This is a genomic window from Phaeobacter sp. BS52, assembly GCF_045040595.1.
GTDB lineage: Bacteria > Pseudomonadota > Alphaproteobacteria > Rhodobacterales > Rhodobacteraceae > Phaeobacter > Phaeobacter piscinae.
The window spans coordinates 1,572,383-1,595,685 of the sequence record NZ_CP090662.1; the positions used below are offsets into that span (position 1 = coordinate 1,572,383).

At 60.1% G+C, this 23,303-nt stretch carries 21 protein-coding genes, 1 tRNA gene and 2 pseudogenes; 11 read left to right on the forward strand and 13 right to left on the reverse strand.

Annotated features, from left to right (window positions below; all coding sequences use genetic code 11):
- Positions 1-263: 263 nt before the first annotated feature.
- Positions 264-1,026, reverse strand: a pseudogene (locus tag L0Z65_RS07635) (NAD kinase).
- Positions 1,027-1,196: 170 nt separating this feature from the next.
- Between L0Z65_RS07635 and glyA the strand changes: the two are divergent.
- Positions 1,197-2,495 (forward strand): serine hydroxymethyltransferase, encoded by a 1,299-nt coding sequence (gene glyA / locus L0Z65_RS07640; RefSeq protein ID WP_040178175.1) that lies wholly within the window; start codon positions 1,197-1,199, stop codon positions 2,493-2,495.
- Positions 2,496-2,572: 77 nt separating this feature from the next.
- On the opposite strand, the gene L0Z65_RS07645 is transcribed toward glyA, so the two are convergent.
- From L0Z65_RS07645 to L0Z65_RS07660, 4 genes are all read right to left on the reverse strand, one after another.
- Entirely contained in the window at positions 2,573-2,857 is a 285-nt protein-coding gene (locus tag L0Z65_RS07645; protein WP_014874314.1) for a hypothetical protein, read from the reverse strand.
- 78 nt (positions 2,858-2,935) lie between these two features.
- A complete protein-coding gene (locus L0Z65_RS07650) occupies positions 2,936-3,613 on the reverse strand; it encodes a PspA/IM30 family protein (RefSeq protein WP_096873113.1) in 678 nt (225 codons plus the stop codon).
- A gap of 92 nt (positions 3,614-3,705) precedes the next feature.
- A complete protein-coding gene (locus L0Z65_RS07655; protein ID WP_096868589.1) occupies positions 3,706-4,293 on the reverse strand; it encodes a TetR/AcrR family transcriptional regulator in 588 nt (195 codons plus the stop codon).
- A gap of 73 nt (positions 4,294-4,366) precedes the next feature.
- A complete protein-coding gene (locus tag L0Z65_RS07660) occupies positions 4,367-4,732 on the reverse strand; it encodes a hypothetical protein (protein WP_405112102.1) in 366 nt (121 codons plus the stop codon).
- A 144-nt stretch (positions 4,733-4,876) separates the two neighbouring features.
- Between L0Z65_RS07660 and L0Z65_RS07665 the strand changes: the two genes are divergently transcribed.
- Positions 4,877-5,635 carry an alpha/beta fold hydrolase gene (locus tag L0Z65_RS07665; protein WP_405112105.1) on the forward strand — a complete coding sequence of 253 codons (759 nt, stop codon included), beginning with the start codon at positions 4,877-4,879 and terminating at the stop codon, positions 5,633-5,635.
- A gap of 29 nt (positions 5,636-5,664) precedes the next feature.
- On the opposite strand, the gene L0Z65_RS07670 is transcribed toward L0Z65_RS07665, so the two are convergent.
- Both L0Z65_RS07670 and L0Z65_RS07675 read right to left on the reverse strand, forming a co-directional pair.
- Entirely contained in the window at positions 5,665-5,847 is a 183-nt protein-coding gene (locus L0Z65_RS07670) for a hypothetical protein (protein ID WP_014874309.1), read from the reverse strand.
- A gap of 282 nt (positions 5,848-6,129) precedes the next feature.
- On the reverse strand, positions 6,130-7,503 hold the full coding sequence (locus tag L0Z65_RS07675; protein WP_405112108.1) for a methyl-accepting chemotaxis protein: 1,374 nt from the start codon (positions 7,501-7,503) through the stop codon (positions 6,130-6,132).
- 456 nt (positions 7,504-7,959) lie between these two features.
- Between L0Z65_RS07675 and L0Z65_RS07680 the strand changes: the two genes are divergently transcribed.
- The 3 genes from L0Z65_RS07680 to L0Z65_RS07690 are packed head-to-tail and all read left to right on the forward strand — an operon-like array spanning position 7,960 to position 10,490.
- Positions 7,960-8,538: a CHASE domain-containing protein gene (locus tag L0Z65_RS07680; protein ID WP_405112111.1), complete on the forward strand. Its 579-nt coding sequence runs from the start codon at positions 7,960-7,962 to the stop codon at positions 8,536-8,538.
- Positions 8,525-9,562: a histidine kinase dimerization/phospho-acceptor domain-containing protein gene (locus L0Z65_RS07685; RefSeq protein ID WP_405112114.1), complete on the forward strand. Its 1,038-nt coding sequence runs from the start codon at positions 8,525-8,527 to the stop codon at positions 9,560-9,562. The genes L0Z65_RS07680 and L0Z65_RS07685 overlap by 14 nt, the downstream gene beginning before the upstream one ends.
- The gene (locus tag L0Z65_RS07690; RefSeq protein WP_405112117.1) at positions 9,543-10,490 is read left to right on the forward strand and encodes an ATP-binding protein; all 948 of its coding nucleotides are present in this window, start codon (positions 9,543-9,545) and stop codon (positions 10,488-10,490) included. Before L0Z65_RS07685 ends, L0Z65_RS07690 begins: the two co-directional genes overlap by 20 nt.
- Before the next feature lie 29 nt (positions 10,491-10,519).
- On the opposite strand, the gene L0Z65_RS07695 is transcribed toward L0Z65_RS07690, so the two are convergent.
- The 4 genes from L0Z65_RS07695 to L0Z65_RS07710 all read right to left on the reverse strand — a co-directional run bounded on the left by L0Z65_RS07695 (position 10,520) and on the right by L0Z65_RS07710 (position 12,898).
- Positions 10,520-11,500 carry a glycosyltransferase family 2 protein gene (locus tag L0Z65_RS07695; protein WP_405112120.1) on the reverse strand — a complete coding sequence of 327 codons (981 nt, stop codon included), beginning with the start codon at positions 11,498-11,500 and terminating at the stop codon, positions 10,520-10,522.
- 31 nt (positions 11,501-11,531) lie between these two features.
- Positions 11,532-11,617: transfer RNA gene (locus L0Z65_RS07700), tRNA-Leu, on the reverse strand.
- A gap of 108 nt (positions 11,618-11,725) precedes the next feature.
- Positions 11,726-12,355 carry a tetratricopeptide repeat protein gene (locus tag L0Z65_RS07705; protein WP_405112123.1) on the reverse strand — a complete coding sequence of 210 codons (630 nt, stop codon included), beginning with the start codon at positions 12,353-12,355 and terminating at the stop codon, positions 11,726-11,728.
- A 69-nt stretch (positions 12,356-12,424) separates the two neighbouring features.
- Complete coding sequence (locus L0Z65_RS07710) at positions 12,425-12,898, reverse strand: Lrp/AsnC family transcriptional regulator (RefSeq protein ID WP_014879695.1); 474 nt, start codon at positions 12,896-12,898, stop codon at positions 12,425-12,427.
- 168 nt (positions 12,899-13,066) lie between these two features.
- Here L0Z65_RS07710 and putA point away from each other — a divergent pair, with 168 nt between their 5' ends.
- From putA to L0Z65_RS07725, 3 genes are all read left to right on the forward strand, one after another.
- The gene (gene putA / locus L0Z65_RS07715) at positions 13,067-16,510 is read left to right on the forward strand and encodes a bifunctional proline dehydrogenase/L-glutamate gamma-semialdehyde dehydrogenase PutA (protein ID WP_405112489.1); all 3,444 of its coding nucleotides are present in this window, start codon (positions 13,067-13,069) and stop codon (positions 16,508-16,510) included.
- Positions 16,511-16,596: 86 nt separating this feature from the next.
- Complete coding sequence (locus L0Z65_RS07720; RefSeq protein ID WP_405112127.1) at positions 16,597-17,385, forward strand: rhomboid family intramembrane serine protease; 789 nt, start codon at positions 16,597-16,599, stop codon at positions 17,383-17,385.
- 40 nt (positions 17,386-17,425) lie between these two features.
- The gene (locus L0Z65_RS07725) at positions 17,426-17,842 is read left to right on the forward strand and encodes a GFA family protein (RefSeq protein WP_405112130.1); all 417 of its coding nucleotides are present in this window, start codon (positions 17,426-17,428) and stop codon (positions 17,840-17,842) included.
- Between the two features lie 93 nt (positions 17,843-17,935).
- Here L0Z65_RS07725 and L0Z65_RS07730 read toward each other — a convergent pair whose 3' ends face one another.
- Together L0Z65_RS07730 and L0Z65_RS07735 are read right to left on the reverse strand one after the other, a co-directional pair.
- Positions 17,936-18,721, reverse strand: a complete 786-nt coding sequence (locus L0Z65_RS07730; RefSeq protein WP_102897244.1) for an inositol monophosphatase family protein — start codon at positions 18,719-18,721, stop codon at positions 17,936-17,938.
- A 205-nt stretch (positions 18,722-18,926) separates the two neighbouring features.
- On the reverse strand, positions 18,927-19,832 hold the full coding sequence (locus L0Z65_RS07735) for a LysR family transcriptional regulator (RefSeq protein WP_040173045.1): 906 nt from the start codon (positions 19,830-19,832) through the stop codon (positions 18,927-18,929).
- A 96-nt stretch (positions 19,833-19,928) separates the two neighbouring features.
- Between L0Z65_RS07735 and metF the strand changes: the two are divergent.
- From metF to L0Z65_RS07750, 3 genes and pseudogenes are all read left to right on the forward strand, one after another.
- A pseudogene (gene metF / locus L0Z65_RS07740) lies at positions 19,929-20,800 on the forward strand (methylenetetrahydrofolate reductase [NAD(P)H]).
- Between the two features lie 177 nt (positions 20,801-20,977).
- Positions 20,978-21,433 (forward strand): PaaI family thioesterase, encoded by a 456-nt coding sequence (locus L0Z65_RS07745; RefSeq protein ID WP_405112492.1) that lies wholly within the window; start codon positions 20,978-20,980, stop codon positions 21,431-21,433.
- Positions 21,434-21,810: 377 nt separating this feature from the next.
- Complete coding sequence (locus L0Z65_RS07750) at positions 21,811-23,151, forward strand: alpha/beta hydrolase family protein (protein WP_405112134.1); 1,341 nt, start codon at positions 21,811-21,813, stop codon at positions 23,149-23,151.
- Positions 23,152-23,303 lie beyond the last annotated feature (152 nt).

Sequence of the window (23,303 nt, forward strand, 5' to 3'; positions counted from 1 at the left end):
CCATCGCCCCGGCGTTTCCCGCCTTCGAGGACCCAAACGCGCGCAGATGGTAACCACCGCACAGTCCGGCTAACGCAAAGTTTAGGTGCTTAAATAAGGGGCCGATGGCCATCCCGGTAGATCGTGCGCCCCTCGTCGGGGACGCTATGCCCTTTGGCTGTCACCGCTGGCATCGGCCTTATGTAGAGTTCGATTATCGCACAAAATCGCAAGACTTGCGTTCACAAACGCGTGATACAACCCTAAGGTAGCACCCTCTTTCGTTAGGTGAATTGTTCCGAGATCAACCGCTCTTCCAGTCCGTGGCCGGGATCAAACAGGATCTTGTGGCGAGATCTTGGTCTGGGTTGCGATCTCCACCCAGCGAATATTGGCAAAGGAGACAGAGTCCGCATCTGCCATCACCGGTCGCTTCTCCGGCTCCAGCACGTCAAACCGCACGGTGGCATTGCTGGGCAGCAACGCGCCACGCCAGCGGCGCGGGCGGAACGCAGCGATGGCGGTCAGCGCCAGTACGTCGGATCCGATCGGCAGGATCGGACCATGGGCGGAATAGTTATAGGCAGTGGACCCCGCAGGCGTCGACACCAGCGCCCCATCACAGACCAGTTCCGCCATGCGTTGCCGCCCGTCGACAGAGATTTTCAGCTTCGCCGCCTGCGGCCCGGCCCGTAGCAAGGACACTTCGTTGATGGCAAGCGCCCGGTGGCTGCGCCCCTCACCATCCATGGCCACCATAGACAGCGGGTTGATGATTTCCTCTTCTGCAGCCTGCAACCGCGCCAGCAGCCCGCTGGCGCTATACTCGTTCATCAAAAAGCCGATGGTGCCCCGGTTCATGCCATAGACCGGCGCGGGCAGGTCAATCGTCTCATGCAGCGTGTCCAGCATGAAGCCATCACCGCCTAAGGCGACGATCACATCCGCGTCTTCCTTCGGCACAGTGCCGTATCGTCTTACCATTTCGGCTTGTGCTGACTGCGCCACCGGAGCCCGGCTGGCCAGAAAGGCGATTCTCATGGTCATCAAATCTGTTTCCGGTGTTACGCAATTCGTTCCGAAACAATCACAGCTTTCCCAAGATTGCCAGTCTTGCCGCTCTCAGCAAGGAATTCGTCGTATTCCGGGCTTTCAGGGCTGTGGTGTTTCCGATAGGAAATCTCACAAATGGAACGCCAACTCATGGAGCCAGCAGCATGACCGAGACCACTTCCCGCGACCCCGGTTTTTTCACCCAATCCCTCGCCGAGCGCGATCCGGAGCTGTTCGGCTCAGTCACGGATGAGCTTGGCCGTCAGCGCGACGAGATCGAACTGATCGCGTCGGAAAACATCGTCTCCGCCGCCGTGATGGAGGCGCAAGGCACCGTCCTGACCAACAAATACGCCGAGGGCTACCCAGGTCGTCGCTACTATGGCGGCTGCCAATACGTTGATGTTGCAGAGAACCTTGCCATCGACCGCGCCAAGCAGCTGTTTGGGTGTGAATTCGCAAACGTGCAGCCCAACTCCGGTTCGCAGGCCAACCAGGGTGTGTTCCAGGCGCTGATCAAACCCGGCGACACCATCCTTGGTATGGATCTGGCCTCCGGCGGTCACCTCACTCACGGTGCGCGCCCCAACCAGTCCGGCAAATGGTTCAACGCGGTTCACTACGGTGTGCGCGAAGACGACTGCCTGATTGACTACGACCAGGTTGAGGCCCTCGCGGTTGAGCATCAGCCCAAGCTGATCATCGCCGGTGGTTCCGCCATCCCGCGCGTCATCGACTTTGCCCGCTTCCGCGAGATCGCCGATAAGGTTGGCGCCTACCTGCATGTCGACATGGCGCATTTCGCCGGTCTGGTCGCCGCGGGTGAGCACCCCTCCCCCTTCCCACATGCCCATGTTGCCACCACCACCACGCATAAAACCCTGCGCGGCCCGCGCGGTGGCATGATCCTGACCAACGATGCTGATATCGCAAAGAAAGTGAACTCCGCGATCTTCCCCGGTATCCAGGGTGGCCCGCTGATGCATGTGATCGCCGCCAAGGCCGTCGCCTTTGGGGAAGCACTGCGTCCTGAGTTCAAAGACTACCAGAAGCAGGTGCGCGCCAATGCCGTGGCCCTCGCGGATCAGCTGATCAAGGGCGGTCTGGATATCGTCACCGGCGGCACCGACACTCATGTCATGCTGGTCGACCTGCGCCCCAAAGGCGTGACCGGCAACATCGTGGACAAGGCTCTGGGCCGCGCCCATATCACCACCAACAAAAACGGCATCCCGTTCGACCCGGAAAAGCCGACTGTGACCTCGGGCATCCGCCTTGGCACCCCGGCAGGCACCACCCGTGGCTTTGGAGAAGCAGAATTCCGCGAGATCGCGGATCTGATCATCGAAGTTGTCGACGGTCTGGCCGCCAATGGCGAAGATGGCAACGCTGCGGTCGAGGCTTCGGTACGCGAGAAAGTGGCCGCCCTCTGCGCCCGTTTCCCGCTCTACCCGAACCACTAAGAAGTTCGAATGAAAAAGAACCGCCGCGTACCCTTGGTGCGCGGCGGTTGTCTTTTGGGCTGTGACTGCCTACCAGATCAGAGCGGCTTGGTCTCAGCCAACGCCTCTTCCAGCATCTTCTCATTGCGCGCCTCTTCGATGCGGCGGATACGGTCCTCGCTTGAACGGATGTCAAAGCGGTATTTCACAACGTTGATCAGGCTCAGTGTCAGCAGCATGATGCCCATACCCCAGAAGCCTTTGGTTGCCAGCGGCACCTCGGTCGAAAGCCAGAGCGAAATCCCCAGCATCCCATAAGCCACGGCCACACCGGCCACATTGAGGGTGATGATCAGGTTGTTGTCGTTGCGTGCGTTGGTCATTGGGTCTCTCCCGGTTGATGGTCTTGATTTTTCAAATACTTAAGAAAGCTGCGCCAATTTCTGGGCGCTGGCGGTGTGTCAGCTTTTCGGCGTCAGCCGCGCCAGAACATCCGCAGCCGTGCTGCGTGTCGGGGCGCCGAACCCGGCATCCGCCAGATCGTCTGCCACCGTGCCATGGCTCAGCCCGGTTTCGATGTCCTTCAGGATTTCGCTATGCTCAAACGGATCCTCGGCAGACATCACACGATTGATCAGCGCCTCCGCCTCCCCCAGCGTGTCGCCGGAGGTTTCGCCCCGCGCCATGCCACTATGCGCGCCTTGCGCCTTGCGGGTGGCCCGTGCGGCAACCGCGCCCTGTTTCAGATCCATCAGGCGGCGATGACAGGCCTCGACGGATTGGCGCAGCTGCAGGCTACGCTGCTCCAGCATATCGACGGTGCGGCGACGCATGGCTTGCTCGTTTTCCAGCTCGGCAATGGCGGTGGCCGCAGCCTGCGCCAGATCCTGGCGATCCTCTGCAAGTGCCGCGCGGGCTCGCTCCGTCAGATCGTTGATCCGCGTTGTGACCGCCTCCAGTTGACGGGTCTCCATACGGGATTTCTGGATCAAACCGGCCAGCGCCTGTTTGGCGCGGGTCAGATCGGCCTCGCCGGTGCGGATCTTCTGATCAATCAGCTCAATCGCATAGGTGTCGCTCAACCGCTCTTCAGCGCGGGCATCAATGCCCCGGATCAAGGTCTTAATCGTTGCAAACATGGCTTCCTCCATATCATGAACATCGTTCACAATATGGGTATAGAAATATTATGAACGCCGTTCAAGCACTATTTTGAACAATGTTCAAAAAATCATGTAAGCCGCGACAACACCTCGGAAATCATGCGCTCAATTTGGTCAACTGGCACGCCGGAGATCCGGTTTTCCAGTCCCAACAAAACGATTCCATGCACGGCCGAGAACAACGCCCGCACCATAAGCACCAAATCCTGGGGTGTTTTGTCGGGAAAAATCTCCGCAACCGGCGCCGCAATGTTTGAAAACAGATCCTCCAGCGCGGCACGGTACCAGTCAGGGACCTCCGTCTCCTCCGCCTGCACATCGAACAAGGCGCGCCACAGCCGGGTATTCTCAGCGGCGAAGCCCAGATACGCATTGCTCATCAGGATCAGCCGTTCGGTCGGCGCCGCAGCTTCCGCCCCGTTGAGAGACTGCTGCACAGCCTGCCCCAACGCCTGAAAGGTCTGCCCGTTCACCGCCATCACAATGGCATTCATATCGTCAAAGGCATTGTAAATGGCGCCCACCGCGCAGCCCGCGTCCGTCGCAAGATCCCGCGCCCGCAGTGCCCCTGCCCCATCACGGCGGATGCGGATCTCAGCCGCTGCCACCAGTTTTTCACGCAACTCTTGCTTGCGGATTTCGGCCTTGCTTGCCATTTGCTCTGCCCTTCAGTCTTGAACCACGTTCAAGATACCGGGCCGCGCCCGCAAGGGAAAGGGGTGTCAGGCCTTAGACAAATCCCCGCCAGCGCAGCACCACCACGAGCAATATCGCGACCACGATTAACGAGAAGGCCATGGTGGCGACGATATCCAGTAGCCGTCCGCGACGGCGGTCTGCGAGGTCGATGGACTTCAGGTGCTTGATCACCTCTCGCGCCGCGCGCTGCAACGGATCATGCTCAACCGTCAGCCGCAGCTTCGGGTGCGCCAGCAAATGCTGCGCCTCGGCAAGCCGCATACCCTGACGGTAGATCCGGCGTGGCAACCGGCGTCGCGCGTGTTTCAAGGCAGAGGCAAGGTCGCCGTCGGCCTGTTCGCGGTCTTTCAGCAGTTCCTGAACCTGTTCAATATCGCTGAGAAGTGTATCTGCCATGGATGGTCCGGAATCTTAAAAACTAACGGCACAGTAACGGCGCTTTGCGGTGCGCTCAATGGCCAGCCGGAGATATCAAACACAACAGCAATCCCCCGCGCAAAGGGGCTGGCGAGCGGACGATGCCGACGTTATCACGGGGATATGCTGAACACGATCCGCCATGGCGCCCCGACCGACAAACCCACTTTGATGATCGCGCATGGGCTTTATGGCTCTGCCCGCAACTGGGGCGCAATTGCCAAGCGGCTTTGCGATGAGCGTGAGGTCATCGCAATCGATATGCGCAACCATGGCAGCAGCCCCTGGACCGAGACCCACAGTTACCACGATATGGCCGATGATTTGGCGGAGGTGATTTCAGCGCATGGCGGGCCTGTTGATATGATTGGCCATTCTATGGGCGGCAAGGCAGCGATGACGCTCGCCCTCAACCACCCCCAGGCGCTGCGCCGCCTGCTGGTCGCGGACATCGCACCAGTGGCCTATCAGCACAGCCAGATCCAGTACATCCATGCGATGCGTCAGGTTGATCTTGCCAAGGTCGAACGCCGCTCCGACGCCGAGGCGCAGCTGGCCAACCTCGGCGTTGAGAAAGCCCTACAGAGTTTCTTCACGCAGTCCCTTGATCTGCCGAACAGGCGCTGGCGCCTGAACTTGGACACCCTCGAACGCGACATGCCCCACATCATGGGGTTTCCCGAAACCGACGCACAATGGGAGGGCAGCACGCTGTTTCTGTCTGGCGCGGCCTCGAACTATGTCCTGCCGGAGCATCGCCCTTTGATCAAGGCGCGGTTCAGCCAGTCACATTTTGCCAAACTTCCCGATTGCGGACATTGGCTTCACGCCGAAAATCCGCGTGCCTTCGTGGCAACGGCCCGCGGGTTCTTCGACGCGTGAACGGCCCCCTGCCCAGGGCGCGGGGATGCTCAGCCCTGATACAGCCGTCGGGCCACCAGATAGGACACCGGCAGTCCGGCAACGGCGCCAACAGCGGCCGCCATCAGAATAGCCGGAACAGAGACATGCCCGGCCACCAGAACCGCGATCACAGCGGCCCCAGCAAGGCTGCTGCCGATCAGGGAATAGAGGATGGATGCTAGGCGGATCATGGCGGTCACTCCGGTCATGGGTTGGCAAGATTTGGTTATCTGTCTCCATAGATCATGGTGTCGGAAGACCGGTCTTTGATCCTGATCAGTTCCAGGGCAGCACAGCGCCGAAATGGCCACTGATCAGCCCCTGAAAACACTGCGGTCAAAATGCCAACCGCCGCAGCTGCTGGTGCAGTGCGGCGGCCATGTGCTGAGGACATTTGGTACAGACAGTTCCCCAGATCGTTCTTCTGACTGGGAGAGGCGGCGCCTCAGATGGACAGCCTTTTGACGCCTCATTCAGCCGGTTGCACGGACACCATAGCCCTGAGCTGCAGTGCCGCCGCTTCCAAATGACACGATGTTCTGGGTGCCCGATCCGGTCTTGAAGATGGAAATCTGGCGGGTCAATTCGTTGGCGTCATTGGAGAGCGTCTGGCTGGCCGCAGTTGCCTCTTCGACCATGGCTGCATTGTGCTGGGTCACCTGATCCAACTGGCTGACACCGGTGTTGATCTCCACAAGGGTCACGGATTGTTCCGCAGCACCGGTTGCAATCTGGCTGACATGGCCGGAAATCGTGCTGACGCTGCCGATGATTTTCTGCAGCTCCTCACCCGCGCGGCTTACCAGCTTCACACCGTTGCCGACATATTGCGAACTCTCGTTGATCAACTGCTTGATCTCACCCGCCGCGTCAGAGGATCGCTGCGCCAGCGCGCGCACTTCGGAGGCAACAACCGCGAAACCGCGCCCCGCCTCGCCTGCCCGCGCGGCCTCAACACCTGCATTCAACGCCAGCAGATTGGTTTGAAAAGCGATATCATCGATCACCGAAATAATCTGCGAGATCTTGCCGGAGGATTCCTCGATCTGCGACATCGCCGTCACCGCGTTGCTCACAACTTCACCGCTTTCCTCCGCGGTTGCGCGCGCGTTGCTGACGATGTCCTCAACCTCACGGGCGCCATCGGCGGCAGAACGCACTGTGGAGGTCAGCTCCTCAATTGCAGCGGCGGTTTCTTCCAGTGTGGCGGCCTGGGTTTCGGTACGATGCGACAGCTCACTAGAGGACTGGCTGATTTCAGATGCCGTACTGCCGACCGCATCGGCGACCGCCTTCACCGTTTCAACAGCGCCATTCAACGTATCCTGCGCGTTGTTGAACGCCTCGCAGAGTACCCGCATATCCGGCAGGTCAGAGGGCTGCACCCGGTAGCTCAGATCCCCCTCACTCAGGGCTTCGAGCCCTTTTGAGATATCCTCAACACTGTTCTGCCGCGCTGTGATGTCGGTGGCCAGTTTGATCACCCGCACCGTCTTGCCCATGCTGTCGAGGACCGGCGCATAGGTGGCTTGGATCCAGATCGTCTCCCCCGCTTTTGATACGCGCGGATATTGATCGGTGAAAAATTTACCCGCCGCCAGATCCGCCCAGAACGATTTATAGGCGTCGCTGCGGGCATAATCGGGATCCACGAACATCGAGTGATGCTTACCTTGGATTTCCTCAAGTTGGTATCCGACCGCGCCCAGGAAATTCGCATTGGCCTCCAGAATCGTTCCGTCGGGTTCGAATTGGATCATGGCCTGAGTTCGATCGATCATATCCATGATCGACCGTTCCATTGTCGATTCAGCTTGCTGTTTCTTTGCATCACGTTTGAAAAACATCGTTACCCTCGGCCATACATTGAAAGTTGATCTAAAAATCAATATCGGAGGTTCCTTGCCCAAATATTAACTTTGAAAAATGCGCTACGTCAGGGGCCGGAGAGCAGCACCTCCCCTGTCTCACTCATAATTTCATTATTGCCTACAATAACTTAATTACCCTTCCAAAGTGTTCACTATAGATCACAAAGACACGCATTTACGCTAGCGCTCGTTAATGCGTTCAACTCAAGATGGTCCCCCTTCCGTTGGCAGCCACCTAAAAACCGCTCAATTTAACTTTAATCAGAGAGACGACTGTCAGGTTTTTTCAAACCAGATCCCGCTACGCGTGAGCGATCGTAAGAAAAACCTCTCAAAGTGGAAAAGCTCGGGCATCGTTAATATTGGTTGAACAGTTTTGCGTCAGGAATGACTGTATATTTACAGCAGACGACAATCACCGGTGTACCTTTCATGAGATTTCGGCCCAAAGCGTGGATCCAGGCGCTGAACAATCGGACCTATCTGCCGACCCTGGTCGCCTTGGTGGTGATCATCGCCGCGGGCATATCCGCTGAATCCCAGAATGATACCATCTATGAACAAAAGCTGCGGGCCGATGTCCAATATGAGGCGGGGCTGATCCGCGCCCGAATCGAGGGCAATCTGGCAGCGGACATTCAACTGGTTCGCGGATTGCAGGCCGTGCTGTCGACGGAACCCGATATGACACAGCGCCGATTTGCCCAGTTGGCGGATCATCTGCTGGGCGCCGAAGATAGCCTGCGCAATATCGCTGCGGCGCCCGATCTCGTCATCAAACTGATGTATCCGATCGAAGGCAACGAGGCCGCAATCGGATTGGACTATCGCAAAAACGATGCCCAACGCGCCGCCGCCCTCTTGGCACGCGACAGCGGCGATCTCGTGCTCGCAGGTCCGGTTGATCTGCTGCAGGGCGGTCGCGGCATGATCGCGCGTTTCCCAATCTTCATCGGGCCGCAGGGAAGCGAGATCCTTTTGGGGCATCCTCTCCTCAGTGATCGACATTGACGCCGTCTACTCCAAGGGCGGGCTGACGGATCCTGATCTGATGATCGATGTCGCCCTCGTCGGGAAAGATGGCAAAGGCGCCAGTGGCGTGCAGTTTTACGGCGATGCAGATATTCTTCAGGATCGCCCTGTCCTGATGGACATTGTCCTGCCCGTGGGCACCTGGCAACTTGCGGCGCGTCCGAAGCGGGGCTGGCCTACCCGCGCGGACAACAAATGGCAACTGCGGTTCACCATCCTGCTGGCTGGCGCATTCATTCTCTTTCCAACCGCGCTTGCGGGCCGGTTGTCTGCGGCCCGACGGTCGGTGATCCAGACCCTCAAACGGCGCGAGCGGGAGCTTGAGGCGCTGTCACGCCGTCTGGAGATGGCTGTTGAAACCTCGAAAATCGGCATCTGGGAGATTGAGGGCAGTTCAGATGTTGCCATCTGGGATCGCAGAATGCGGGAGCTTTATGGCGACCCCGTCGGTTCAAGCGATGTGCCGCTCTCCGTCTGGAGGTCCTTTCTGCACCCCAATGACCGTGATCGTGTCATCAATGGTTTTCAGGAGGCGCTGCGCCATGTTCGCAACCACTCCATCGATTTCCGGGTCAGGCTGGAGAACGGCACCCATAAGAATATCCGCGCAATGGGCTGTTCCTTTCGTGACTCAAGGGGACGCAACCGGATGATCGGCGTTGAATGGGATGTGACCCGCGACGTCGATCTCAACAATGAATTGAAGCGTACCAACCAACAGCTGACCCACCGCAACGCCCAGCTGACCTATGCCAAACAGGCCGCCGAAAAGGCTGATCAGGCAAAGACCGAGTTTCTTGCCAATATGAGCCATGAGATTCGAACCCCGATGAATGGCATCATCGGCATGTCCGATATCCTCGCCGAAAGCCCCCTTTCGGTGGAACAGGAGCAATGTGTCGATACCATCCGGGACTCCTCGGTCGCTCTGCTGAAAATCATCAATGACATTCTGGATCTGTCCCGGTTGGAGGCTAGGCAAGATGGAGATCAGCGCCGTTGATTTCAATCTGCGCAAATGCATCGATGGGGCCGTCGATGTCCTTCGCCCGAAGCTGCGTGAAAAGGGTCTCACCTTCACGCAAACATACGCTCATGAGCTGCCCGAGCAGGTTCATGGCGACGATGGGCGGCTGCGCCAGATCCTCGTGAACCTCCTCAGTAATGCGGTGAAATTCACCCAGGACGGCAGCATTTCTCTGCATGTCAGTCGCGATACGAAGGACCCCTATCATCTGTTCATTGAGGTCGTGGACACCGGCATCGGCATCTCAGAGGATCAGGCCAGACATGTGTTTGAGCGGTTCTCGCAGGCCGATGCCGCCACCACGCGCCACTATGGCGGCACCGGTTTGGGGCTGACCATCTCGAATATTCTTGCGCAGCGTATGGGCGGGGGCATCAGCCTGAACTCAAACGAAGGTCAGGGGTCCCGCTTCCGGCTCGAAATTCGCCTGTCTGCCGCCCGCAGCGCGCCCAGTGCCCCAACACAGATCAACCCGGAGGCCGCGCATCTCCAGCCTGGCCCTGGCGTTTTGCTTCTGGCAGATGACAATCGGACCAACCGCCTGCTGATCCGAAAATTTCTTGCCGATACCCCGCTTAAGGTGATTGAGGCTGAGAACGGGCGCGAAGCGGTAGATATGTGTCGCGACCATCAACCGGCCATCATCCTGATGGACATGTCCATGCCAGAGGTCGACGGCCTGACCGCAACCCGCCAGATTCGGGCCAGCGACATGGCGCAGCCTGCGATCATCGCCCTGACCGCCAACGCCTTCGAAAGTGACCGCCGCGCCTGTCTGGACGCCGGGATGGATCGCTTTTTGCAAAAACCGATCCGTAAACCGCTGCTTCTGGAGACTATCGCCTCGGTTCAGGCCGAACGCGCGGCGCCGCCGGATCAGACAAAAGATGGCACCAATTCCTGATCCCTTTAGGGGCCAGCCACCGGACACGTTCAGTCTCTTGTGGCCAGACCAGGATTTTCCAGACAATAAGTATAGAGGTCGCGGTACGCAGTAGCAGGATCTTCCATCAGCGCGTCAAACCGGCTGCGGTGCAATTCGATCGCCTGCTGTCGCAGAGCTAGCAACCGACCACCTGACGCCGCATCAAGTTCCTGCATCCGACCACGAATTGCATCGGTTCTTGCGGCCAGAAGCAGATCTTCCTGACTATTGTGATTGCGCCGCGTCCAGTATTTTCGATCGATGGCGCGATTGGCCTGATGCGCGCTGCCACGGTACGACTTCAGAACAAAACTCGCCGCGTCCTTCGTGTTATAGTGATTAATCTGCGCCAACGCCCGCTGGCCAGGATCTTTGGCCCGAAAATTACGATGCTCGTAGGCGCTGAGCGGCAGGCCGGAGCCGTTGCAGATGCGGATCTGATCGTCCGGGATTAGTTGCCCCTGTGGCCGGTGGACACCACATCGCGTATATGCGTTTGGATCGAACATTGCCTTAAATGGCGTCAGTTGCGTTTTGACGCGCGCCTCATCCTCGGCCATCGTGAAGGTTTCAACCACCAGATCCTGCGAGATCCGCGTCTTGCCTGAACCTCCAAAGTGCTTCCAGTTCAACATGATCTGATTGCACTCTGGCATCGCGTCAATGAGGTCCTGCACGGTTCCGCCATCCGCATGGACGACCAGAAATTCGTCAAGATCCAGCGCCAATACCCAGTGTGCATCTCGAAACGCCGCCTGCTTTGCGGCTCGCTTGTAGGCCTTCACCTGATGCCGCCCGCGCTCTGCACGGTTGTAAAAATAAGCAATCTCGCCCATGTCCCTCAGGGTTTTCAAGGTCTCATGGGTAAAGTCATCTGAATCGTTCTGATAGATGATGATGGTCTCAAAACCGATCATCTTGTGATAGGCGACCCACTCCAGAATGGTCGGCCCCTCGTTCTTGGCAGTTGCCACCAATGTGTAGCGCATTCACTGCTCCCGATACGACGCCTTCCAAAACTGGTGCGGACGGCGGGACTCGAACCCGCACGGCCATACGGCCAGGAGATTTTAAGTCTCCGGTGTCTACCATTCCACCACGTCCGCGCAGCAGGCTAGACCGCTGCTATCACAGACCTACCTAGGACGCTCCAGCGGTACAATGGGCTATCTGATCTGTTTGGCGAATTTTTCCGGGCGACGCCATGCGGTAACTTACAGCTCCACCTCCGGCGTGGCGGGGTCTAAACCTTCTGGGGCCAGCGGTCCACCTGGCGCCGCCAGATGCCGCTCCGGCAGCCAGGGGTTCAACGACAGCGCCTGCTCCAGCGCCACACGCGCCTCGCTCAGGCGGGACAGCCCATATAGCGACAGCGCGCGCCCACTCAGGGCCGCCACATGGCGTGGCGACAAGGCCAGCGCCCGATCCAGATCCGTCAGGGCCGCCGCAAAATCCCGCCGCAGATAGTGAACAAAGGCACGCTGGTTATAGCCCTCGGCATAGTCCGGACAATAGGCGACCAATCGGTCGAAGGCCTCCAACGCTCCCAGAAAATCAAAGGCTGAGCGCCGGGTCATCCCACGATCCAGTAAGGCCTGCGCCTCAGCGTTGGGGGCATCTGCCCAATATTGCCAGAACTGGTTGGAAATCTGCTGCGCCGATACCTCATCCGGGGCCGCCTGCACACGGCCAATCAACTGGTCGACCGCGCCCTGATGATCCGGAGCCGCCGGGCAGCATGCAATATCGCCGGATGGCGGCGGCCCTGCCCCCTCCGCCTGCGCGAGGGACGCAGCCGTAGCGAAACCAAGACCAAGAAGCGGGGCAATCCAGAACTGTCGCATTCCCCAATCTTGGTGCAAAGCCTTTGCCGGACAAGTCACGATTTCGCGCGCACCCGCCCGGCCTGCCGATCACGGCAGCACAGCGCTGTCCTCAATCACCGCCTGCATCGCCACATAGGTGGAGGTCGACGCCACATGCGGCAACGCAGATATCTTCTCACCCAGCACCGCCCGATAGGCCGACATGGATCGCGTCCGCACCTTCAGAAGATAGTCAAAATGTGAGGCCATCAGATGGGCCTGTTCAATCTCGGGCACCCGCGCAAGGGCGGCGTTGAATTTCGCCAGGGCTGCCTCGCGGGTGTCCGTCAGTTTCACTTCGACGAACGCCACATGATCCAGCCCCAGCCGGATCGGATCGATCAATGCCCGATAACCGGTGATGATCCCCTCAGCCTCCAGCCGCCGCAGCCGCGCCTGTGTTGGTGTCTTCGACAGCCCAATGCGCCGCGCCAGATCCGCGATCGACATGCGCCCGTCCTCGCCCAAGGCGGCCAGAATCGCCTGATCAAACCGATCCATTCCCGGAAAGTCCATTTGCATCGAAAACCCGCCTCTTTTTGGCCTATTGCACTTCATATCCCACATTTTTGGCCGTTTGTCCCAATCGATTCACGATATCATGTGTGAAACGACCAACTTGGGCATCGCCCATGGTTCTTTCGGAGAGTTCCCAACATGACCGCGCCCCAAACCCAGACCACGCCCGCAATGCCTTCTGCGCCGACACCTGCGCATGGCAACGCCCTGCGCTATCAGATTGATGCAGGCACCTATGTTGATCAGGCCCAGATGCGGGACCAGCTGTTCGCGCTTGCCAATCTGGACGCAACGGACCGCAGCACCATCAGCGCCAATGCTGCGGCACTGGTGCGCGATATCCGCGGCCATTCCTCCCCCGGTCTGATGGAGGTGTTTCTCGCCGAATACGGGCTCTCCACCGATGAAGGCGTCGCGCTGATGTGCCTTGCGGAGGCGCTGCTGCGGGTGCCTGACGCGGACACCATTGACGCCCTGATCGAGGATAAGATCGCGCCGTCGGAATGGGGTAAGCATCTGGGCAAATCGACCTCCTCACTGGTCAATGCCTCCACCTGGGCACTGATGCTGACGGGCAAGGTGCTGGATGAGAAGCGCAGCCCCGTCTCCGCCTTGCGCGGTGCCATCAAACGTCTGGGGGAGCCGGTGATCCGCACCGCTGTCAGCCGCGCGATGAAGGAAATGGGCCGCCAGTTCGTGCTGGGCGAAACCATTGAAGGCGCCATGAAACGCGCCGCCGGAATGGAGGCCAAGGGCTATACCTATTCCTACGACATGCTGGGAGAGGCCGCCCGCACAGAAGCGGACGCCGCCCGCTACCATCTGGCCTATTCGCGGGCGATTTCGGCCATTGCGGCAGCTTGCAACAGCGTGGATATCCGTCAGAATCCAGGGATTTCGGTAAAACTCTCGGCCCTACATCCGCGCTATGAACTGGCGCAGGAAACCAGCGTCATGGAGCAATTGGTCCCCCGCCTGCAAGCGCTGGCCCTTCTGGCCAAGGCAGCCGGTATGGGCCTCAATGTCGATGCCGAGGAAGCAGACCGCCTGTCGCTGTCGCTTGAGGTCATTGACGAAGTGATCTCCGATCCCGCTCTCGCAGGCTGGGACGGGTTTGGCGTCGTGGTGCAGGCCTATGGCCCGCGCACCAGCGCGGCGCTGGATGCGCTGTATGACATGGCCAACCGCTATGACCGCCGCCTGATGGTGCGTCTGGTGAAAGGCGCCTATTGGGACACCGAGGTGAAGCGCGCGCAGGTTGAAGGCGTTGACGGCTTCCCGGTCTACACCCACAAATCCCTGACCGATGTGTCCTATATCGCCAACGCCCGCAAACTCCTGTCGATGACCGACCGGATCTATCCGCAGTTCGCCACCCACAACGCCCACACGGTCTCGGCCATCCTGCATATGGCCAAGGATACGGACAAGGGAGCCTATGAATTTCAGCGCCTGCATGGCATGGGCGAGACCCTGCACAATATGGTGCTCGAGCAGAACCAGACCCACTGCCGGATCTATGCGCCGGTTGGGGCGCATCGCGATCTTTTGGCCTATCTGGTGCGTCGCCTGCTGGAAAATGGCGCCAACAGCTCCTTTGTGAACCAGATCGTGGACGAAAATGTCCCGCCTGAGGTGGTCGCCGCCGATCCTTTTGCGCAAGTTGAGGATCTGACCGCAAATCTGCGCAAGGGGCCTGACCTGTTCCAGCCGGAGCGCCCCAATTCGATGGGATTTGATCTGGGCCACGCGCCCACCCTTGCGATCATCGACGCCGCCCGCGCGCCTTGGAAGAGCCACAGCTGGGCTGCAGCGCCGCTGTTGGCCAAGGCGCCCGCGACCGCAACCACCACAGATGAGCCAGTGCGCAACCCTGCTGACCTGACCACCGTGGGCCATGTGCAGACAGCCGGTGAGGCCGAGATTGACGCCGCACTCAGCGCCGCAACCCCTTGGGAGGCCAGCGCTGAGACCCGCGCCGAGATCCTGAACCGTGCGGCTGACCTCTATGAGGAAAACTACGGTGAGCTGTTCGCGCTGCTGACCCGCGAGGCGGGCAAGACCCTGCCCGATTGCGTCGCCGAATTGCGCGAAGCGGTGGATTTCCTGCGCTACTACGCCGCGCGCATCCTGGCGGAACCGCCGGTTGGTGTTTTCACCTGTATCTCACCCTGGAATTTCCCGCTGGCAATTTTCTCAGGTCAGATTGCGGCTGCTCTGGCCGTGGGCAATGCGGTTCTGGCCAAACCCGCAGAGCAGACGCCGCTGATCGCGCATCGCTCCATCTCGCTGCTGCATGAGGCGGGTGTGCCGCGCAGCGCGCTGCAACTGCTGCCGGGCGGCGGCGCCGTTGGTGGCGCCCTCACCTCCGATGCCCGTGTCGGCGGTGTGGCCTTTACCGGCTCTACCGCGACCGCGCTCAAGATCCGCGCCGCCATGGCCGAACATCTGCACCCCGGCGCCCCGCTGATTGCGGAGACCGGCGGTCTCAACGCAATGATCGTGGACAGCACCGCCCTGCCAGAACAGGCTGTGCAATCCGTGATCGAAAGCGCCTTTCAATCCGCAGGTCAGCGCTGCTCGGCCCTGCGGTGCCTCTATCTTCAGGACGACATCGCCGACAATGTGCTGAAAATGTTGAAGGGCGCGATGGATGCGCTGCGGCTTGGCGACCCCTGGAACCTGTCCACCGACAGTGGCCCAGTCATCGACGAAGCCGCGCGCGGAGGAATCCTCGCCCATATCGACGCCGCCCGCGCCGAGGGACGGGTGCTGAAGGAGATGACCGCTCCGCAGGGCGGTACCTTCGTGGCCCCCACCCTGATCGAAATCCCCGGCATTCAGGCGCTGGAACAGGAGATTTTTGGCCCGGTTCTGCATGTGGTGCGCTTCAAATCGCAGGATCTGGACCAGATCATCAGTGACATCAACGCCACCGGTTACGGGCTGACCTTTGGCCTGCACACCCGGATTGATGACCGGGTGCAATACATCTGTGACCGGATCCACGCGGGCAACCTCTATGTGAACCGCAACCAGATCGGCGCAATCGTCGGCAGTCAGCCCTTTGGCGGCGAAGGCCTCTCCGGCACTGGACCCAAGGCAGGCGGCCCCTTCTACATGACGCGCTTCTGCGCCCCGGACCGGCAGCAGATGGCGGGAAATTGGCCCGCCGAAACCGCGATCATGAGCACCCTGCCCGCCCCCACCGGCCAGCCCATGCAGGAGGTCACCACCAGCCTGCCCGGCCCCACCGGTGAGTCCAACCGCCTGTCCCAGCTCGCGCGTCCGCCACTCCTTTGCCTCGGGCCGGGACAGCAGGCCGTCGCAGCGCAGGCCCGCGCGGTCCATGCCCTTGGCGGCACCGCGATTGAGGCGTCCGGCCCGATCGAGATGTCACAGCTGCCAACCATGGACGGGATATCCGGCGTAATCTGGTGGGGCGATGCGGCCACCGCGCGCGAGATTGAGATCTGGCTGGCGAAACGCACCGGCCCGATCCTGCCGCTGATCCCCGGCCTGCCGGATATCGCACGGGTGCAGGCCGAACGGCATGTCTGTGTCGATACCACCGCTGCGGGCGGCAACGCGGCCCTTCTGGGCGGTATGTCCTGACTGCCGCACCAGTCCGGATGACGCCCGGACAGGCGACGCGCGGGTAAGCTCTTGACGCTGGGCCATATTCGGCCCAGCGTTCCCCCATGTTTCCGATCCGTGACCACAACCCGTCCGGGCGCACGCCCTATGTGACCTACGCGCTGATGGTGGCGAATATCGCGATCTTTGCGCTGACCTATTTTGGCTATGACAGTCCGCGCCGCCTGACCGCGCTCTACAACGCCTACGCCCTGCTCCCGGCAGAGGTCACATCAGGCTACGACTGGAAAACGCTGCTGACCTCCACTTTCCTACATGGCAGCTGGATGCACCTTGGCGGCAACATGCTGTTTCTGTGGATCTTTGGCGACAATATGGAAGATGAGATGGGTCATTTTACCTTCCTCGCCTTCTACCTTGTCTCCGGGATCGGAGCGGGGCTGATCCATGTGGCCAGCGCACCTTATTCACTGGTGCCGCTGGTCGGCGCCTCCGGCGCCATTGCCGGAGTCATGGGCGGGTATCTGCTGCTCTTCCCGCGGGCGCGCGTCGATATTCTGTTGATCCTGATCGTCTATTTCCGCGTCTTCTCAATTCCCGCCTTTGTGATGCTGGGTGTGTGGCTAGGAATGCAATTTCTGGGCGGCATCGGCTCTGATCCCCAGGCGGGCGGTGTGGCCTATTGGGCCCATGCGGGCGGTTTTGGTGTCGGGCTGGTGCTGACGATCCCGCTCTGGCTGCGGCGGGGTGGACCGGCCTATTGGGGCAAGACCCATGGACAGCCGCCCCACCCCAAGGTCAGCTACTCTGCCAGCCGCATCCCCCGCGTGGCGCGCAAATCCCCGCGTGATGACCGCAGGAACAGCCGCCGAGATAGCCCATGGGGCCGATAGGGACGCACCATCTCACATTCCTTAGAAAAGGCCCGCCTCAATGACCTCAGGCACTCCCGCACCCGTCGCCACCGACGGCCCAACAACCTGCCATGCCAACTGCCACTGTGGCGCGGTTGAGATCAGCGCCGACCTCCCCCGCGGCCTTGCCTCTGCCAGCCGCTGCAATTGTTCTTTCTGCATCCGCAGGGGCGCCGCAGCTGTCACTGCCCGCACCGACAGCCTCCGCATCCTCAAAGGGGCGGAAAACCTCAGCCTCTACACCTGGGGCAGCCATACGGCGAAGCACTATTTCTGCAAGACCTGTGGCATCTATGTCTATCACCAGCGCCGCTCCGATCCGGCAGAATGTGGGATCAACCTCGGGTGCATCGACGGGGGCAACCCGCGCATACATGCCGAAACCTATGGTGAGATCCCCTGGCACGATGGCGTGAACCACCCGTCGGACCAATAGGCAACAGCAAAGCCGCCAGCCCACTCAGACAGAACGTACAAACGAAAAAACGCGACCCAAGGGCCGCGTTTCAAAACTTGCTATCGGACCTGATCAGTCCCGGATCACCTTGGCGAAGCCATCAAAAATCGCCTCATTGGCGCAGAGCACCTCTCCGGAGGTCAGGATATCATCCTCCGGGTTCACCGCTTCAATCAGCCCGCCAGCCTCTTGCACGATGATGATGCCAGCCGCCAGATCCCAGGCGTTCAGCCTGCGTTCCCAATACCCCTCGTAGCGGCCCGCCGCCACATAGGCCAGATCCAGCGCCGCAGCCCCCCAACGGCGCACACCTGCGCATGCGGGCATAAGACGCGCCAGATCCTGCAGGGTCGCAGGCAAGTCGGACCGCCCGGCAAAGGGCAGGCCAGTGGCAAAAATCGATTCAATCATGCGGTGACGACCAGAGACACGGATACGGGTGTCATTCATCCAGGCGCCAGCACCTTTTTCGGCAAAGAACATCTCATCTTTGGCGGCATCATAAACGACACCGGCCACAACTTTGCCCTTATGCTCCAGCGCGATGGAAATCGCCCAATGAGGCAGACCGTGCAAGAAGTTGGTGGTGCCATCCAACGGGTCCACAATCCAGCGACGGGTCGGATCTGCGCCCTCGTCCTCGCCCCCCTCTTCGGCCAGCCAGCCATAGGTCGGGCGCGCGCCCATCAGTTCTTCTTTCAGGATCTTCTCCGCAGCGATATCGGCCTTGGAGACAAAATCGCCCGCGCCCTTTCTCGACACCTGAAGGTTTTCAACTTCGCGAAAATCCTTGACCAGCGACCGCCCCGCCTTACGGGCAGCTTTGATCATGATGTTGAGGTTTGCGCTGCCAATCATGCGAAAGACTCCTGAGCAAATAGGGGGAGATGTCGGTCAAACCGTGCCTATACGCGCCTCATTGCCGCTTGCCAAGGCCCAATAGCGGCATAACCCCGCCCCCGGCGCACATGAGAGCTATGCCCCGGACGCATGTGTCTCGCGAGGGCGAGCGACGATGAGCAGACAGGCCATCGCCAAGCACCAAATCCCCAGGGCCAGCGCTCTACTGCTGCTGTAGCCTGCGCGCCTCAACCTTGGCCAGGCGGATCAGCTCTTGCATATAGGGTTTTTCACGGTCCTCACTGCGGATCGCCGCATAAAGCCTGCGGGTAATGCCCTTGGATGTCAGGGGCCGTGTCACATAGTCAGAGGAATATTTCACCTCCCGCACCACCCAGTCGGGCAGTACAGAAATGCCCCGGTTCGATGCCACCAGCAGTAGGATCACGGCCGTCAGCTCCACCTGCCGGATATGCGCAGGCTCAACCCCCGCCGGGGTCAGCAACTGGCTGAAAATATCCAGCCGCGACTTCTCCACCGGATAGGTGATCAGGGTCTGGCCGCGAAAATCCTCGGCCTCAATATGTGGCTTCTCCGCCAGCGGATGCAGCGCAGAGGCCACAAAAACCGGTTTGTAATCAAACAGCTCAATGAACTCGATCCCCGGCAGAACCTCCGGGTCAGAGGAAATCACCAGATCAACCTCCTCCTTCTGCAGCGCGGGCAGCGCGTCAAAGGCAAGGCCCGGACGAATATCCACATCCACATCGGCCCAATTCTTGCGCAAGCCCTCCAACACCGGAAACAGCCATTCAAAACAGGCGTGACACTCAATCGCGATATACATCCGCCCGGTGTTGCCATCCCGCAGCGCAGAGAACTCCGCCTGCATCGCCTCCACCTGTGGCAAGACCTGATCCGCCAGCCGCAACAGTCGCAGACCCGCCGCCGACAGCTTCATCGGTTTGGAGCGCCGCAGGAACAGTTCCACCCCGGCCTGATCTTCCAGCCCCTTGATCTGATGGCTTAATGCGCTTTGGGTGATATTCAGCTGATCCGCCGCCCGCGCCAGCCCGCCTTCCTGATGGATTGCCTTGATCGTGCGCAGGTGACGGAATTCGATATGCATCTATCGTGTCGCTCATGTTGTTCTTGAGTATTATGAAATTGTTTCACAATAGGCTGTATGCAACAAGAGATGAAATCATGCGGAGCGCTTTTTAAAATGACGACCCCTGACATCTCTTTTGAATTCTTCCCGCCGCAGTCTCTGGAGGCCTCATTTCGGCTTTGGGACACGGTGCAGACACTGGCCCCACTGGCCCCCCGATTTGTCTCGGTGACCTATGGCGCCGGGGGCACCACCCGTGACCTCACGCGGGAGGCGGTGGCAACCTTGCACAACGCCTCCGGCCTCAATGTCGCGGCGCATCTGACCTGCGTCAACGCCACCAAAGCGGAGACCATGACGATAGCCGATCAGTTTGCCGAGGCAGGCGTCCGCGAAATCGTGGCCCTGCGCGGCGACCCGCCAAAAGGCGCCGCCGGGTTCGAGCCTCACCCCGACGGCTACGCCAATTCGGTTGAACTGATCGCCGCACTGGCTGAACGCGATCAATTCTCCATCCGTGTCGGCGCCTACCCTGACCGCCACCCGGAGGCCACCAGTGCCCGCGCGGATGTCGACTGGCTGAAGCGCAAACTGGATGCTCGAGCGCGGATGAGGCGCTGACCCAGTTCTTCTTTGAGGCCGATACCTTCCTGCGCTTCCGCGATGACTGCGCCAAGGCCGGGATCGACACCAGCCGCATCACCCCCGGCATCCTGCCGATTGAAAACTGGAAGGGCGCGCGCAACTTCGCCAAACGCTGCGGCGCCACCATTCCGGCCTGGATCGACGATGCCTTTGACAAGGCGATCCGCGACGGGCGCGAAGATCTGCTTGCCACGGCTCTGTGCACTGAACTTTGCTCCGATCTGATGGACAACGGCGTCGACAAACTGCACTTCTACACGCTGAACCGCCCGGAGCTGACCCGTGATGTCTGCTTTGCGCTTGGCATCACGCCCGATGTCTCGCTGGAGAACGTGGCGTAGCGCTTGCCCTGCGACCTGCGCGCTTCTAGCCTCCGATCCTGACGCCCCTGCTGTTTTCGGCTGGGGCGTTTTGTTCAGGACTAAGATCAGGATTGCCGCATGACCGCACCGTCTCCCTCATCCGTCGCGCCCTCTGCCGCCCCTCACCGACGCCGTGCCACAGGTCTCGCCGATCTGATGAAGCCTGAGGAGATTTCGCGGATTTCCGGGCTGGAGTTCATGCAGTCCATTCTTGACGGCCGCCTGCCCGGTCCGCCCATCGGGGAAACCCTGGGCTACCATCTGCATAGCGTCGAGGCGGGCAAGGTGGTTTTCCGTGGCACCCCGGAATTTGCTGTTACCAACCCGCTCGGTACGGTCCACGGCGGCTGGTATGGCACCCTGCTGGACAGCGCCATGGCCTGCGCCGTGATGACCCGCGTGCCCAAGGGGTCGGTCTATACCACACTGGAATTCAAGGTGAACATCCTGCGATCGATCCCGCTGGGCACCGAAATCGAATGTATTGGCCTCACCGATCACGTCGGGCGCTCCACCGGCGTTGCCCATGGCGAGTTGCGCGGTGTTGCCGACGGCCGTCTCTACGCCACCGGCTCCACCACTTGCATTGTCATGCAGATCACTCCCAGCTAGGGGCCAAAGCGTTTCTCCATCCGGCGCTGGCGCTGCTTCGAGGTCGGGAAGCCCCCTGACAAAGATCGCCCACACACTGGGGCATGACTGACCCGGCTATCACTTTGTTGGCGATAAAGATGCGCCAATCTGCAAACATCGGGCAAAGTCTGGCCGACGCTTTGCAAACCACGGCACGACCAGCTGTCCAGCTCCTCGTGAGGAGAGCGAGAGCAGCCCGTCACAGACGAGCCGGTGAAAGATCTAGTCTCCGATGTTCTGCCGGGCAACGAATGGCTTGTTCGGGAGTGCCGGGGAAAACAATTGTCGTAAACAAGCGCAGTCGGTACCTTGCTAAAGTCAATCAACATCGACCATGCGCTATTTGAGAGGTGGTCATGCGTCTGTTCTTCGCCCTTGCCATATTACTGCCCCTCGCAGGTCAAATTCGGGCAGAGGATACGATTGTAATTGGCGATGCACCGCTGCCAGCAGGCATCGCGATTGGCGACGCAGGGCACTCTCCTTTCGCTGGTGTTTGGGTGGGCAGATGGGATTCCTGGCGGAGCCATATTCTCGTCGTGGAAGGCCTCGACGACGACGGGCTGCTTGACGTCATCTATTCTGTGGGACGTGACCAGCAGGGTGGAGGCAACTGGTTTCGGGCAAAGGCGCGTCAAGAGAACGGGACTCTGGTCTTCGCAGATGATGATTTTGCAGCGCGCTATGTGGTATCCGATACCGGGCGTTTGCGCGGTATATACCCAACCGAAGATCACTTCGCTGTGTTGGAGCGCCAGGAGTTATCAGCCATGCTCGCGGCACCGACCGATGATTGGTTTCAGCTAGGTCGGCGCGAGTTTCTGGTGACCGACATGACGGAAGACGGCAAACCAATCGAGCTCGCGGTCGCCATGTATCTTCCCGATGGTGATGGCCCCTTCCCTCTGGCACTTGTCCATCATGGATCAACGGGTTCTGGCACCAACCCACGCGACTTTGAATGGTTTTTCACGCATGACTGGCTTGCTGATTTGCTCAATGCTCACGGTTGGGTGGTGGCTTTCCCTCAGCGCCGAGGTCGCGGTGGGTCCGACGGGCTTTACGATGAGGGTTTCTCCGAAGACCGGTCGCAGGGCTATTCAACGGAGGCGCGCCTTTCTCTGCCCGGCGCGACGAGGGCCCTCATTGATGCAAATGCCGCCTTGGCTGCGCTTCGAAAACGCCCTGAAGTCAGCGATGGCGCGGTGCTTTTCTCCGGAGTTTCGCGCGGCGGCGTGGTCGCACTTATGCAAGCTGGGGATCAGCCAGAAGACACGGCTGGTGTGATTAATTTCGTCGGGGGCTGGATGACCGCGAGTCCGGGTGATCCTGAGATCAATCCAACACTCTTTCGCCGCGTCGAGGGGTTCGACGGCACGGTCTTGTCAATCTATGGCGAGGATGATCCGCTCTACAGCATCGACCACTCTCGGTCGAACCTCGCACACATTGAAAAGGTGGGCGCGGAAAACGAATTCCATATTGTAACTGTGCCCGGATTCAACAGAGGCCACTGGGTAATGTGGTGGCCAATGCTCTGGGAGGAGATTGTCAGCGACTACCTCCAAAGGATCGAGAGCTCAGCCTTGATTTCGAGGAGGAGGACGGCAACTCCGCCCACCCTTCATATCATTGCACACGCGATGAAGGTCCAGTCTGGGTCCAAACCGCTTGACGGTTGGGTCAGCGCTGCATGACACGGCTTTCGACCGGATGCGGACAACCCGCCGCATCGGATGGCGCTGCGTGACGATCCGCATTTCTCCCGTTGGCGTTCACAGCCGACCTATATGCCAGGGATAGGATGGGTCGAGAACACGCATCCCCCGGTCCTCACAGGTCCCCTTGC

Bases quoted from the DNA above. Each gene is read 5' to 3' on its own strand.
- glyA (WP_040178175.1), top strand. From the start codon at position 1,197: ATGACCGAGACCACTTCCCGCGACCCCGGTTTTTTCACCCAATCCCTC.
- L0Z65_RS07645 (WP_014874314.1), bottom strand. From the start codon at position 2,857: ATGACCAACGCACGCAACGACAACAACCTGATCATCACCCTCAATGTG.
- L0Z65_RS07650 (WP_096873113.1), bottom strand. From the start codon at position 3,613: ATGTTTGCAACGATTAAGACCTTGATCCGGGGCATTGATGCCCGCGCT.
- L0Z65_RS07655 (WP_096868589.1), bottom strand. From the start codon at position 4,293: ATGGCAAGCAAGGCCGAAATCCGCAAGCAAGAGTTGCGTGAAAAACTG.
- L0Z65_RS07660 (WP_405112102.1), bottom strand. From the start codon at position 4,732: ATGGCAGATACACTTCTCAGCGATATTGAACAGGTTCAGGAACTGCTG.
- L0Z65_RS07665 (WP_405112105.1), top strand. From the start codon at position 4,877: ATGCTGAACACGATCCGCCATGGCGCCCCGACCGACAAACCCACTTTG.
- L0Z65_RS07670 (WP_014874309.1), bottom strand. From the start codon at position 5,847: ATGATCCGCCTAGCATCCATCCTCTATTCCCTGATCGGCAGCAGCCTT.
- L0Z65_RS07675 (WP_405112108.1), bottom strand. From the start codon at position 7,503: ATGTTTTTCAAACGTGATGCAAAGAAACAGCAAGCTGAATCGACAATG.
- L0Z65_RS07680 (WP_405112111.1), top strand. From the start codon at position 7,960: ATGAGATTTCGGCCCAAAGCGTGGATCCAGGCGCTGAACAATCGGACC.
- L0Z65_RS07690 (WP_405112117.1), top strand. From the start codon at position 9,543: ATGGAGATCAGCGCCGTTGATTTCAATCTGCGCAAATGCATCGATGGG.
- L0Z65_RS07695 (WP_405112120.1), bottom strand. From the start codon at position 11,500: ATGCGCTACACATTGGTGGCAACTGCCAAGAACGAGGGGCCGACCATT.
- L0Z65_RS07705 (WP_405112123.1), bottom strand. From the start codon at position 12,355: ATGCGACAGTTCTGGATTGCCCCGCTTCTTGGTCTTGGTTTCGCTACG.
- L0Z65_RS07710 (WP_014879695.1), bottom strand. From the start codon at position 12,898: ATGCAAATGGACTTTCCGGGAATGGATCGGTTTGATCAGGCGATTCTG.
- putA (WP_405112489.1), top strand. From the start codon at position 13,067: ATGCCTTCTGCGCCGACACCTGCGCATGGCAACGCCCTGCGCTATCAG.
- L0Z65_RS07720 (WP_405112127.1), top strand. From the start codon at position 16,597: ATGTTTCCGATCCGTGACCACAACCCGTCCGGGCGCACGCCCTATGTG.
- L0Z65_RS07725 (WP_405112130.1), top strand. From the start codon at position 17,426: ATGACCTCAGGCACTCCCGCACCCGTCGCCACCGACGGCCCAACAACC.
- L0Z65_RS07730 (WP_102897244.1), bottom strand. From the start codon at position 18,721: ATGATTGGCAGCGCAAACCTCAACATCATGATCAAAGCTGCCCGTAAG.
- L0Z65_RS07735 (WP_040173045.1), bottom strand. From the start codon at position 19,832: ATGCATATCGAATTCCGTCACCTGCGCACGATCAAGGCAATCCATCAG.
- L0Z65_RS07745 (WP_405112492.1), top strand. From the start codon at position 20,978: ATGAAGCCTGAGGAGATTTCGCGGATTTCCGGGCTGGAGTTCATGCAG.
- L0Z65_RS07750 (WP_405112134.1), top strand. From the start codon at position 21,811: ATGCGTCTGTTCTTCGCCCTTGCCATATTACTGCCCCTCGCAGGTCAA.